This is a genomic window from Mycolicibacterium hodleri (assembly GCF_025822245.1).
GTDB lineage: Bacteria > Actinomycetota > Actinomycetes > Mycobacteriales > Mycobacteriaceae > Mycobacterium > Mycobacterium hodleri.
Genome location: NZ_JACKTL010000008.1, coordinates 195,337 through 207,066 on the forward strand (window position 1 = coordinate 195,337; position 11,730 = coordinate 207,066).

An 11,730-nucleotide genomic window follows, 5' to 3' on the forward strand; every position below is an offset into this window, starting at 1 on the left:
CGGTCAGCGGGCGGCCCGCAACAGGCGTTCGGCCACCGTGCGCACCGCGGCCGCCACCTCGGGCGGTTCGAGAACCTCGAACTCGACGCCGGGCATCGCCAGCCACGGCACCATGCGCTCGGGATCGTCGGCGCCGGCGGTCACGACGCACGCGTGCGGACCGTCGGCCTCGATCTGGGCGGACGTATCCGAGAAGCACTGAGCCACCTCGTCCTTCGACGCGGCGTACCGCACGCGCGCGACGTACCGGTACGGGGAGGCGGTGATCGCCCGCCGAACGTACTCGGCGGCGTCGGGCGCCTCTCGCGGCCGGAAGGTGGTGCCGCGCGCCGTGACGTCGGACATCCGGTCCAGCCGCAGGCTGCGCCAGTCGTCACGGTCGCGGTCGAAGCACAGCAGATACCAGCGCCGGCCGGTGGTCACCAGTTGATAGGGCTCCAGGCGCCGGTCGGTCGTTGCCCCTGCGCGGTCGACGTATCCGGCGGCGACGTGTTCGTGGTCGCGGCTGGCGCGTGCCAGGGTCATCAACACGTCGGGGTCGACGAGTTCGTCGGTCTGGCCAGGGGTCAACGTGGTCGTCGCGTCGTGGACGGCCGCGACCTGTGACCGAAGCCGCGACGGCATCACCTGGTCGAGTTTCGTCAACGCCCGCAGCGCGGATTCGCCGACGCCGGCCACGCTGCCACCCGCGGCCACGCGCAGGCAGACCGCCACGGCGACGGCCTCGTCGGGGTCGAGCAGCAACGGCGGCAACGCCGCACCGGCGCCCAGCTGATAACCGCCACCGTGCCCCTTGCTGGCGTGCACGGGATAGCCGAGGTCGCGCAGGCGCTCCACGTCGCGGCGCACGCTGCGGCCCGTCACCCCCAGGCGCTCGGCGAGCTCCTCCCCGCCCCACACCCGGCGGGACTGCAACAAGCCCAGCAGCTGCAGCACCCGGCTCGTCGTCTCGGACATGACCCGAGTCTGCCCTACTAATAGGACCGATTTCGTCCTATGACTCCGCGGAGCCGCTCGCGACGACGTCGTCCAGTCGCCAGCTGCGGTCGAAGTACGGCTCGAGCGGTCCGTAGAGGCGGAAGTAGGTGAACCAGTGCTGATCGGGAAGCGTTTGTATCCAATTGGATTCACGGCCCGCGGGTGCGTCGGGCCCGAAGTACAGCTCGACCGATCCGTCGTCGTTGTAGACGACGTCGGTGTTGCGTGAACCGCGGTCACCGCGCTGCTGGGGGTTGTCGACGAGGCAGCGGGTGTCGGCCGAATACACCGTGACCGACCAAAACAACTTGGCGGGCGGATCGGGTGGAATGTGCAAGGTGTAGTCCCGGCCCCCGTCGAGCCAGTGGCCGTCACGGTCGGTGTAGCAGCTCAAGTACGCCTGCCCCACGCCGGGAGTTTGGCTCTTCATGGCGGAGGAGAAGCTGAAGGCTTCGTAGAACCAGGAGGCACGTTCGAGGAGTTGGTCGTAGTTCGCGGCCCGCTGACTCGAGTCGTCAACGGCCAGAACCAGATCCCAGCGGCGGTCCGGCCAGTAGGCAGAGCCCGGGAAGCGTTTGGCGAAGGTGTTGGCCTGGGCCATCAGTTCTCCGTCGGCAGCGGCGGCGGTGAGGATCCGGGTCAGCCGCTCGTCGGGGTTGAAGGCCTTGCCCTTCTCGATGCCGAGCGCGGCGAGCATCGCGAGGTAGAACCGGTCGCGTTCGTCGACGACTTCGCGTTGGTAGACGTCGTGCAACAGTTCCCAGTAGTGCATTCCCCGGGGTTGGTCTCCCGACCATGGTCGACCATCGGGTGAGAGCAGTCCGGTCGGCGGCGGGTTCCGTCGGTCGGCGTAGGAGTAGATCTTCACGTTCTCGACGAGCGCTTGGGCTCGGTCGGCGTCCGCGTCGAGGGTGCGAAAGCCAAACAGGATGTTCATCCCGGTGGCACGGTGACAAGTGAATCCGTCGGAGTCCTCGGGCTCCTCGGCGCCGGGAGGAAGAACCAGATGCCTACCGCCCGCGCCCTTCTCGGGGCCCATCTCCCCCAGGGTGGCGATCTCCCGCTGCCAGAAGTCGGAGATTCCACCGGCCGTGGGACCGGCGGGAAGTTCGATCACCAGCGGCCCGGTCGCGCCCAGGTCGACGAAGCTGAGGATGTACGGGGTGGTGGCATTGGCGGTGATGATGCCGAGTCGGTCGCGGTAGGTGCGGTACACCACGAGGTCCGACGCCGTTGCCTCGAAGATCTCGACGCAGACCTTCTGCCACTGCGCACAGGCAACCAGCGGCAACGCCCAGAGGTAGGCCTGACACGCCATCTGGTAGTCGAGCTCGTCGAAGATCGACGGAAGATCTTCACGACGCGGCAGCTCCCGGTCGCGTCCGATGTGTTGCAACCGCCCGGGCCGTTCGTCCACCGTCGCCATCACCTCAATCGTGTCGCCGTCAGTCGACTCTATGGGCCGACGCCAGTCCTCGCGGGCGATATGCCCGGCGCGGATCTGGGTGGGGGCGACACCACAGGTCAACTAACCCTCGAACGCGTGGCGGGATGCCTGCGCCCACCCGGGGTCGCCGGTGGTCGCGTACCGGACCCAGGCCCGGTGTATCTGCGTCGCCAGCGACTGCGGCGGCGCCTGTGGGCCGAGCAGGCCATCCGGGCCACCCAACGTGGGTTCGGCCAGGCAGTCGAAGACGAACGGCAACTCGACGGTGTGCGCGGCACCCAGCCGTCCACCGAGAGCACCTGAGCACCAGTTGAATTGATACTCGTGCAGTGGCGCAGCTGACCGTGACGTGTGCGCGTCGACGAGGCGGCGCGTGCCCGCACCGAACAGCGCGTCGCCGAGCAGTGCGGACCGGATCTGGCCCCACGTCCACCGGGGCTGGCGGCTGCGCAGGTCGGCGACGACCGCGTCGGGGTCCGCGTGACTTCGGGCCGCCAGTTCGCGCACGTCGCCCTCGGTCGAGCTCTCGAGGTCACCCTGCGGCGCCAGGTAGAGATTGCCCTCCTCTGCATTGGTGCCGATCAAGAGGGGAATCTGCGCCCCCACTCCGGATGCGACGGCGTCGGCGGGCTGGTGCTCCATCGCCACGCTGAACGGGCTGAGCCCGACCAGCGGATCGACACGACGCGTCGTGCGCAGGTCGGTGCCGACCAATTGGGCGCCCAGGTCGACCAGCGCGGCGTCGGACAGCGACTCGAGTGCGGCGGGCGTCGGCGTCGCGCCGAGGACCACGCCGACCCGGCGGGTGACCCGATCTGCCTGCTCGAGGTCGAATGCACCGGTTCCGTTGCCACTCTGCATGATTGCCCGCTGCACCAGATCCCCGGTACCGGGGGTGGCGAGAAGCGCTCCGACGAGAGTGGCCCCGGCCGACTGCCCGAACAGGGTCACGTTGTCGGGATCGCCGCCGAAGGCAGCGATGTTGGTCTGCACCCACTCCAACGCGGCCATCACGTCCAGCAGTCCGCGGTTGCGTGGCGCTCCGGGGACGTCCAGGAAGCCGACGACGCCGAGCCGGTAGGTGACCGTCACCAGCACCACACCGTCGCGGGCGAAGGCGGACCCGTCGTACAGCGGCGACCGGGTGCTGCCGGAGACGAATCCGCCGCCGTGCACGAAGACCATCACCGGCCGTCGGGTGGCGTCTCTCGGTGCCCACACGTTGACGCGGAGATAGTCCGGATCCCCCGTCCGCACGGTCCCGAAGTACGGGGCCATGTTCAAGGCACCGAACCCGGTCCGCGCCCTCTGCGGTGCGGCCGGGCCGGGCTGGGTGGCATCACGGACCCCCGTCCAGCCCGGATGTGCTGTGGGACGGTCGAATCGGGCGACGGCCGCCGGCGCGGCGGCGTACGGGATCCCGAGGAAGGCCACCCCGGTGGCCGTGCTCGCTCCACGCACCCGCCCGGATGCGGTGCCGACGACCGGTTCAGCCATGAGTCGCTCGCGCGAAGTCAGCCCACTGCGTGACCGCGAAGCCGTCACCCTGGTGCCGAACCTCCGCCGCTCCATGACCGCCGAAGTGGGCGGGGAACACCAGCGTGTGGGTGTCGGCGGCATGACCGAGGACACGGCGGCGCGTTGCCCTGGCCTCGGCGGGATCCTCGCAGAAGCAGCTGTTGACGTCCGGTTCGGCCACCTGCAGCGCGGTGTGCAGCAGGTCGCCGACGAAAACCGCTCGGTCCGTTCCCGATTGGAGGGTGAGCAGCGATGACCCCGGGGTATGTCCAGGGGCGGGTTCGAGGCGCAGGTTGCCGTCGAGATCGAGGTGCGTGTCCCACAGGTCCACCAGACCGGCCTGGTGCACCGGCGCGACGCTGTCCTCGAAGACGACGTGGCTGGCGGCACCCAGTCGGGAGGGGTTGCCGTTGGCGGGATTCCAGAACTCGAAGTCGGCCCGGGGCATGACGTATCTGGCATTCGGAAAGGTGGGCACCCACTGCCCGTCCTCGAGGACCGTGTTCCACCCGACGTGGTCGTTGTGCAGATGGGTGTTCACCACGACGTCGACGTCGTCGGGGTGGACTCCTGCTCGCGCCAGATTGCCCAGGAAGTCGGTGTCGAGCCGATGCCAGACGGTGCCGGGACGGTGCTTGAGGTTGCCGGCACCGGCGTCGACGAGGATCGTCGCGCCGGCGCTGCGCAGAACCCACGTCTGAAGGGCGGCGACACACATCCCCGAACCGGGGTCGTAGAAGTCGGGAACCAGCCAGTCCTCGTTGGATTCCCAGGATTCGGGGCGACTGTCGGGGAAGAAGGTCGCCGGCGACAGTTCGACGGATCCGAAGTACTCCATGACGCGGGTGACCGTGACGTCACCCAACACGATGTGGTTCATGCGACCCAGAGTCGTGGCCCGCCGGTGCGGCAACCAGCCCCAACGGTGCCTACCCACGAGAGGGTCAGGCAGACCGGGCGCGTCGCGGCGCATAGTGGAGTGATGACCTACAGCAGTCTCGGGGAGTTCCTCCGCGCCCGGCGCGCTCAGGTCGATCCGCATGACGTCGGACTCACGTGGGTCGGCGGACGACGCCGCGTCGCCGGATTGCGCCGCGAAGAACTGGCCCAGTTGGCCGGCGTCAGCGCGTCCTACTACACCCGCCTCGAGCAGGGCCAGTCGGTGAACGCCTCCGATGCGGTCCTCGACGCGATCGCCGGGGCACTTGGCCTCGACGATCACGAACAGCAACACCTGCGCACGCTGGCTCGAGCGCGGCCCGCACGACCGAGCCGAACCGTCAGTGAACGCGTCGACCCGCTGACCCGCGATCTCCTGGATTCCCTCACCGATCTGCCCGCCCTCGTGGTGGGTCTGCGGCTCGACGTCCTGGCGTGGAATCCGCTGGCTCATGCCCTGCTGGCGGGTCACCTGGACCGCGATGCGGTGGACCGCTCCGCCGAGCGACCCAATCTGGCGCGCATGCTGTTCCTCGACTGCCACACCCGCGAGCTGTACCTCGACTGGCAGCACAAGGCGCGCGCGGTCGTCGGCAACCTCCGCCTGGTCGCCGGCCGCCATCCCGACGACCCAGCCCTGGCGGCCCTGATCGGCGAATTGTCAATGAAGAGTCCGCAATTCGTCACGCTGTGGCGCGACCATCGGGTCAAGCCCTGCGAGGCCGATTCCTACCGTCTCCAGCATCCGACGGTGGGCCCGTTGACCGTGACCCAACACAATCTCGTCGTCGCACGGTCCACCGGCCAGTCGGTGTGCATCGTCACCACCGTCGCCGGGTCGCCCTCGGCGGACACCCTTGGCCTGCTGGCGGGAGCGGTCGCCAGCACTCAGACTTCTTCAACAGTTTGTTGAGACGGCTTCAACAAAATGTTGTAGCGTCGCCCGCATCACACCTTGGAGGTCATGATGCGTTCACCGCTGCCGGTCCGTACCCGGTTCTCCCTGCTGCTCGTCGGAGTCCTCGCCGCGGGTGTCACCGCCTGCGGCAACGGGGTCGGCGGCGACACGGCGGAACCGCCGGCCGCCAGCGGCGCCCAGTCGGCGATCCCCGACAACGCGGCACTGATCGAGGCCATCACGCCGGACGAGGCCCTCACCGCCGGACTCCCTCCCGCGGTCGCCCAGTCCAAGACCGTCAACGTCGGATCCAACATCCAGTCGGCGCCCAACAACTTCTACGCCGAGGACGGCAAGACGCCCATCGGTTTCGAGGTGGACCTCGCCAAGGCCATCGCCAAGAAGATCGGCGTGCAGACGGCCTACCAGGACATGGCGTTCGGCTCGCTGATCACCAGCCTGCAGTCGGGGCGCGTCGACATGACGATGGCCGGGATGAACGACACCAAGGAACGCCAGCAGCAGATCGACTTCGTCGACTACTTCTCCTCCGGCATCACCATCATGGTGCAGAAGGGCAATCCGCAGGGCATCACCGGCGCAGACAGCCTGTGCGGCAAGAACGTTGCCGTCGTGCAGGGCACCAGCCACCGGACGTTCGCGGCCGCCCAGAGCGACACGTGCGTCAAGGAGGGCAAGCCCGCCGTCAACGTGACGGCCACCGACAGCGACACCCAGAACCAGAACCAACTCCGCACCGGCCGGGTCGCCGCGATCCTCAACGACCTCCCCAGTGCCGCGTACATCTCGCGCACCGCGGGTGACGGCAGCATCTTCGAGGTGGTTCCCGGTGAGCCGATCGACGGCGGCCCCTACGGTATTGGGTTCGCCAAGGACGATGTCGCCCTTCGCGACTCGGTGAACAAGGCGCTCGGCGAACTGATCGCCGACGGAACGTATCTCAAGATCCTGCAGAGCTGGGGTGTCGAGCAGGGCGCGCTGAAGGAATCCGCGATCAATGGCGCCTGAGGTCGCCGCGGATCGCCAGGAGCCGCTGGAGATCGTCCGGCTTCGGCATTGGGGACGTTGGGTGAGCGCCGTCGTCATCCTGGCGCTACTCGTCGCGGCATTCGTCGTACTGTCGCAGGCACGGATCAAGTGGGCGTCGGTGCCCGACTTCGTGATCTATCGCGTGATGCTCGTCGGGTTGCTGAACACCGTGCTGCTCGCCGTCATCGCGCAGACGGTGGCCATCGTGATCGGGATCGTCATCGCCCTGATGCGCCGCAGCGCCAATCCCGTCGCGAAATGGTTTGCGACGGGCTACATCTGGCTGTTCCGCGGTCTGCCCGTGCTGCTGCAGATCCTCATCTGGTACAACTTGGCGCTGGTCATTCCGACCATCGCCATTCCGCTGCCCTTCGGGGGATATCTGCTCAACGAGCCCACCAACGTCCTCGTCAGCGCGTTCACCGCCGCGCTGCTCGGCTTGGCCCTCAACGAGAGCGCCTATATGGCCGAGATCGTGCGGGCCGGGTTGAACAGCGTCGACGGCGGACAGACCGAGGCCGCCAAGTCGATCGGCATGTCGCCGAGCCTGACGCTGCGGCGAGTGGTGCTCCCCCAGGCCATGCGGGTGATCATCCCGCCGACGGGCAACGACTTCATCGACATGCTGAAGGGCACCTCGATCGCGTCGGTGATCGGCGTGACCGAACTGCTGCACGCGTCCAACAACATCTCTTCGCACAACCTGCTGGTCATGGAAACCCTGTTCGCCGCGGCCATCTGGTACATGGTGGTGGTGACGATCGCCGGCGTGGGGCAGCACTACCTGGAGCGCACCTTCGGTTCGGCCGAGCGCAGCGTCGCCGCGCAAGCCGCGAAGGCGCTGCGCGCCATCCCGTTGACGAGAGGCGCCCGTGTCTGAGCCATTGCTGCGGGCCGTCGGCGTCCGAAAGAGCTACGGCCACATCGAAGTCCTGCGGGGCGTCGACATGGAGGTGCACCGCGGCCAGGTGGTCTGTCTGCTCGGTCCGTCGGGCGCGGGCAAGAGCACCTTCCTGCGCTGCCTCAACCACCTGGAGTCCGTCGACGAGGGCGAGGTGTGGGTGGACGGCAAACCGATCGGGTTCGAGTTGCGCAACGGCAAGCTCTACGAGCTCCGGGAGCGTGACGTCGCCAAGCAGCGGCGCGACATCGGCATGGTGTTCCAGCGGTTCAACTTGTTCGGCCACCGCACCGCGTTGGAGAACGTGGTCGAGGGCCCGATTCGGGTGCTGGGCACCGCGCCCGACGTCGCACGCAAGGAGGGCCTCGAACTGCTCGACCGGGTCGGCCTCGGCCAACGCGGCGACGCCTACCCGGCGCAGCTGTCCGGTGGTCAGCAGCAGCGCGTGGCGATCGCCCGATCCCTGGCGATGAAGCCGAAGCTCATGCTGTTCGACGAGCCGACCTCGGCACTGGATCCCGAGCTCGTCGGCGAGGTGCTCGCCGTGATGAACGGGCTGGCCGCCGACGGGATGACGATGGTCGTGGTCACCCACGAGATCGCGTTCGCCGCGGAGGCGGCCGACGAAGTCGTGTTCATGGCCGACGGTGCGGTGGTGGAGACCGGACCGCCCGAGCGCATCCTCAAGTCCCCCGAACATGAACGCACACGCCAGTTCCTGGCGCGGGTGCTTGCATGACGCCCATCTCGCCGCGCTACCTCGTGCAGTTCTCCGAGCCGGCGGGCTACCTCGACTTCGCGCGCTTCGGACCACCGTCGCACGCCGTTCTGGACACCACCGCCCGGCTGTTGGAGAAGGCGACGCACGCCGGGCCGGCCACCGTCGACGAACTGATGCGCGAGGAGACCCGTGCCAAGGCGGCGGCGGCGCGGTTGTGCCGCAGCGACGTCGACCACGTCGTGCTGCAGCCGCACACCAGCCTCGGGCTGCTGCAGGCGGCGTTCAACGCCGCGGGCGGCACCGTGCTGGTGTCGGCCGCTGAGTTCCCCGCCAACACGTACCCGTGGGCCCGCGCCGAGCAGGCCGGGCGGTTGACGGTCCGGCGGCTGCCCGGCGGTTACGTCACCGCCGACCGGGTCGCGGAAGCCCTCACCGACGAGATCACCATCGTCTCGGTCAGCGCCGTCGACTACCGCACCGGCTACCGGGCCGATCTCGCCGCCCTCCGGGACGTCGTCGGTGACCGCGTCCTGGTCGTCGACGGCATCCAGGGCTTCGGCGTGATCGAGGCGCCGTGGGAAGTGGCCGACATCCTCGTCGTCGGCGGCCAGAAGTGGTTGCGAGCCGGGTGGGGAACGGGATTCGCGGTGCTCTCGGACCGCGCGCTGGAGCGCATGGACCCGGTCCTGTCGGGCTGGACGGGTGCGCGCGATCCCGGCTTGTTCGACGACGAGATCCACCCCGCCGACACCACCGCGGCGGCCTGGTCGATCTCCAACCTGAGCCCGGTGACCTCGGGTGCGTTCGCGGCGGCGCTGGAGCTGGTCGAGGAGACCGGCGTCGGCGTCATCGCCGCGCACCTCTCCGCCCGGGTGGCCGAGCTCGAGGAGGTGCTGCTGTCGCGGGGCGCCCAGATCGTCTCCGCCTGCGAGCGGCGCGCCGGCATCCTGGCGTTCACCATGCCGGAGCATCCTCCCGAGCAGATCGGCGCCGCGTTGACCGCGGAGGGCATCGCGGCGACCGTTCGGCCCGAACACATTCGGCTCTCCCCCCACGTGAGCACCACGTCGGAGACCGTCGACCGGCTGAGCGCGGCCCTGCTCGCGTTGACCCAGCCGAGACGGCCGGACCCCGCGCCGGTTCCCGTCCCCGCGGGCGATGCGACCCACGACCTGCTCGCGTCGCTGGTGCCGGCAGTGCACGGACTGGCCGCCATGCTCGGTCCCGGCAACGAGGTGCTGCTGCACGACCTGTCCCGGTTGCCGGACTCGATCGCCGCGATCGCGGGCGACCTCACTCACCGCACGGTCGGCGGTCCGATGACCGACCTGCTGCTCGGACTGATCCGCCGAGGGACCACCCAGGACCTCATCAACTACCGGACCAACAGTCCCGACGGTCGTCCGATCCGGTCGTCCACCCTGTTCCTCCGGGACGCCGACGGTGTCGCGATCGGCTGCCTGTGCGTCAACAGCGTGGAACCCGAGACCGTTTCAGTCGAGGTGGCCCAACGCGAGGAGACCTTTCCGCCCGACGTCGACAGTCTGCAACGGTTCCTGGTGGATCGTGCCATCACCAAGGTCGGCGTGCAGACCCCCGAGATGAAGAAACACCACAAGGCGGCGGTCGTCCGCGAGCTGGACGAAGCCGGCTTCTTCCTGATCCGGGATTCGGTCGACCACGTCGCAGGCCGGCTCGACGTGACCCGCTACACGATCTACAACTACCTCAACGAGATTCGCGGCTGACGGCGCCGCGTCTGCTAGGGACGCCTACAGCCACACGGAAGTGCGAGCAAGCCAACGACTTCAGGCCTCGACTCACAAAATTCAGTTGCCACTCGCTGCCAGCCATGATGCGATGCCGTTCATGGAGGTGATTTTCAGGAGGCTCAGCGACCGACAGTACGCAATCGGACTGATCCGCGACGGACCCCGAGACGTCGGCGGCGACGTCGCGATGAGGCTTGCGCCTGGTGACACTCACGTGCCACACGACCTCGTACATTTCATCGTCGAGGAGCAGGCCGAGTTGACGCTCGGAATCTTTGGCCAGTGTGCTGCGGGTGGCGATGTCGGGGGCTTCTTCCGCGCTTCGGGCGGTAAGCGCGGAAAGGCCGTTCAGCTCAAACGATCTCGTCGACTGGGCGGTGCTGGGAGATCAGATGTCGGGAGATCTGAGGAGCTGGCCGGCCTTGCGCGGGACGGCGCAATCTCAGCCCAAGTCGACACAGCGGTGGTGTCAGCGGCGTTGAGGGAGGCTATCAACAAGCGACTCAGCGAGGTCCTTGCGCAATGGAACGGAGTCCCCGTGGGCGACGACCTCGTGCTGGCTTGGCCGACGCACCTGACGATTCGACGCGGTCAGCTGTAGCGCTCGGAGTACTCGCCTGCTGCTCGCACCCGAACCACAAGGCCGTCGAAGCCAGTTGGCTCGATGGCTACCCGGCGTAGAACAGCAGCAGAGCGCGGGCAGGGTCGGCGGCGTTGCCGACGTTGGCCGCCGCCAGGACGAGCACACCGATCCCGACCATCGCGAAAACCGTACTCGCCAGGGCCTTCTTGCGGCGGGCAGCACGATCGGAGCGAGCAGTCGTCACGAACGATCGCCCGACGACGTCGCCGACGGCTACCGTGGCGCAGGCCAGCACGACAGCTGACGCCGCCAAGACGGCATGGTAATTGCCGAAATCGTTGATCATGTGGGCAAGTACGGGGCGAGGCGTGCCATGCGCACGTAGTTGCTGCGACACCTGCGCTCGGGCCTGCCCGACGGCCGGGTCGTCGACCGCCGGTGGGAGCAGGGTCAGGACTGACGACAACGGTGCGACCGCGCCCTGGACGTTGGCCATCAGCAACAGAGCTGCCCCGAAGCCTGCCGCGGTGACGGTTGCTCCTGCCGCCCCCGCCACCCGTTGGCGTCGGGTCGCGATGGCGCTGTCTGTGGACGACTTCCACAGCCGAGTCGCCCACGCTGCCAGCACCACCACCAGCAGGCCCGCCAGCACGGCCTTCGCGACGTGATATCGCCTCCAGTACTGGACGAGGTCGTTCATCCCCGCCGGCATCGCCCGATCACCCGAGTGCCACAACGCGACGAAGTTGTCCGCGACCGAGCTCGACAACGCGGCACTCCCGAAGAAACCGCCGCCGTAACCTCCGCCTGCCAAGCCGACTGGAGCGACCACGAAGGCCACCCCGAGCAGCAACGCAATAGCGGCAAGCGAAAGCGACCCCCGAGCCCCGCTGTGGCCCTCGTCAGGCAATCCCATCTGATGC

11 protein-coding genes are annotated in these 11,730 nt (G+C 68.3%); 6 read left to right on the plus strand and 5 right to left on the minus strand.

Translation table 11 applies throughout. The features are described from left to right. Nucleotides 1–3: 3 nt before the first annotated feature. The 4 genes from H7J06_RS02060 to H7J06_RS02075 all read right to left on the minus strand — a co-directional run bounded on the left by H7J06_RS02060 (nt 4) and on the right by H7J06_RS02075 (nt 4,823). Nucleotides 4–957 carry a helix-turn-helix transcriptional regulator gene (locus tag H7J06_RS02060; protein ID WP_264036523.1) on the minus strand — a complete coding sequence of 318 codons (954 nt, stop codon included), beginning with the start codon at nt 955–957 and terminating at the stop codon, nt 4–6. Between the two features lie 37 nt (nt 958–994). Then, complete coding sequence (locus tag H7J06_RS02065) at nt 995–2,404, minus strand: DUF1254 domain-containing protein (RefSeq protein WP_264036525.1); 1,410 nt, start codon at nt 2,402–2,404, stop codon at nt 995–997. Nucleotides 2,405–2,506: 102 nt separating this feature from the next. After that, nucleotides 2,507–3,922 carry a carboxylesterase/lipase family protein gene (locus H7J06_RS02070; protein WP_264036527.1) on the minus strand — a complete coding sequence of 472 codons (1,416 nt, stop codon included), beginning with the start codon at nt 3,920–3,922 and terminating at the stop codon, nt 2,507–2,509. Then, a complete protein-coding gene (locus H7J06_RS02075) occupies nt 3,915–4,823 on the minus strand; it encodes an MBL fold metallo-hydrolase (protein WP_264036529.1) in 909 nt (302 codons plus the stop codon). The genes H7J06_RS02070 and H7J06_RS02075 overlap by 8 nt, the downstream gene beginning before the upstream one ends. Before the next feature lie 102 nt (nt 4,824–4,925). Between H7J06_RS02075 and H7J06_RS02080 the strand changes: the two genes are divergently transcribed. From H7J06_RS02080 to H7J06_RS02105, 6 genes are all read left to right on the plus strand, one after another. Next, a complete protein-coding gene (locus tag H7J06_RS02080; RefSeq protein WP_264036530.1) occupies nt 4,926–5,795 on the plus strand; it encodes a helix-turn-helix transcriptional regulator in 870 nt (289 codons plus the stop codon). 51 nt (nt 5,796–5,846) lie between these two features. Further along, nucleotides 5,847–6,809, plus strand: a complete 963-nt coding sequence (locus tag H7J06_RS02085) for an ABC transporter substrate-binding protein (protein ID WP_264036532.1) — start codon at nt 5,847–5,849, stop codon at nt 6,807–6,809. Further along, entirely contained in the window at nt 6,799–7,710 is a 912-nt protein-coding gene (locus tag H7J06_RS02090; RefSeq protein ID WP_264036534.1) for an amino acid ABC transporter permease, read from the plus strand. The genes H7J06_RS02085 and H7J06_RS02090 overlap by 11 nt, the downstream gene beginning before the upstream one ends. Continuing rightward, nucleotides 7,703–8,470, plus strand: coding sequence for an amino acid ABC transporter ATP-binding protein (locus tag H7J06_RS02095; RefSeq protein ID WP_308205674.1), 768 nt, complete (start codon nt 7,703–7,705; stop codon nt 8,468–8,470). Before H7J06_RS02090 ends, H7J06_RS02095 begins: the two co-directional genes overlap by 8 nt. Beyond that, complete coding sequence (locus H7J06_RS02100; protein WP_264036536.1) at nt 8,467–10,200, plus strand: aminotransferase class V-fold PLP-dependent enzyme; 1,734 nt, start codon at nt 8,467–8,469, stop codon at nt 10,198–10,200. Before H7J06_RS02095 ends, H7J06_RS02100 begins: the two co-directional genes overlap by 4 nt. A gap of 112 nt (nt 10,201–10,312) precedes the next feature. Then, nucleotides 10,313–10,825, plus strand: a complete 513-nt coding sequence (locus tag H7J06_RS02105; RefSeq protein ID WP_264036538.1) for a hypothetical protein — start codon at nt 10,313–10,315, stop codon at nt 10,823–10,825. Nucleotides 10,826–10,892: 67 nt separating this feature from the next. Here the strand turns inward: H7J06_RS02105 and H7J06_RS02110 are convergent, their stop codons facing one another. Next, nucleotides 10,893–11,639 (minus strand): hypothetical protein, encoded by a 747-nt coding sequence (locus H7J06_RS02110; RefSeq protein ID WP_264036539.1) that lies wholly within the window; start codon nt 11,637–11,639, stop codon nt 10,893–10,895. Between the last annotated feature and the right edge of the window lie 91 nt (nt 11,640–11,730).

Excerpts from the sequence above, each read along its gene's own strand:
- H7J06_RS02060 (WP_264036523.1), bottom strand. The coding sequence starts at position 957 with ATGTCCGAGACGACGAGCCGGGTGCTGCAGCTGCTGGGCTTGTTGCAG.
- H7J06_RS02065 (WP_264036525.1), bottom strand. The coding sequence starts at position 2,404 with ATGGCGACGGTGGACGAACGGCCCGGGCGGTTGCAACACATCGGACGC.
- H7J06_RS02070 (WP_264036527.1), bottom strand. The coding sequence starts at position 3,922 with ATGGCTGAACCGGTCGTCGGCACCGCATCCGGGCGGGTGCGTGGAGCG.
- H7J06_RS02075 (WP_264036529.1), bottom strand. The coding sequence starts at position 4,823 with ATGAACCACATCGTGTTGGGTGACGTCACGGTCACCCGCGTCATGGAG.
- H7J06_RS02080 (WP_264036530.1), top strand. The coding sequence starts at position 4,926 with ATGACCTACAGCAGTCTCGGGGAGTTCCTCCGCGCCCGGCGCGCTCAG.
- H7J06_RS02085 (WP_264036532.1), top strand. The coding sequence starts at position 5,847 with ATGATGCGTTCACCGCTGCCGGTCCGTACCCGGTTCTCCCTGCTGCTC.
- H7J06_RS02090 (WP_264036534.1), top strand. The coding sequence starts at position 6,799 with ATGGCGCCTGAGGTCGCCGCGGATCGCCAGGAGCCGCTGGAGATCGTC.
- H7J06_RS02100 (WP_264036536.1), top strand. The coding sequence starts at position 8,467 with ATGACGCCCATCTCGCCGCGCTACCTCGTGCAGTTCTCCGAGCCGGCG.
- H7J06_RS02105 (WP_264036538.1), top strand. The coding sequence starts at position 10,313 with ATGCCGTTCATGGAGGTGATTTTCAGGAGGCTCAGCGACCGACAGTAC.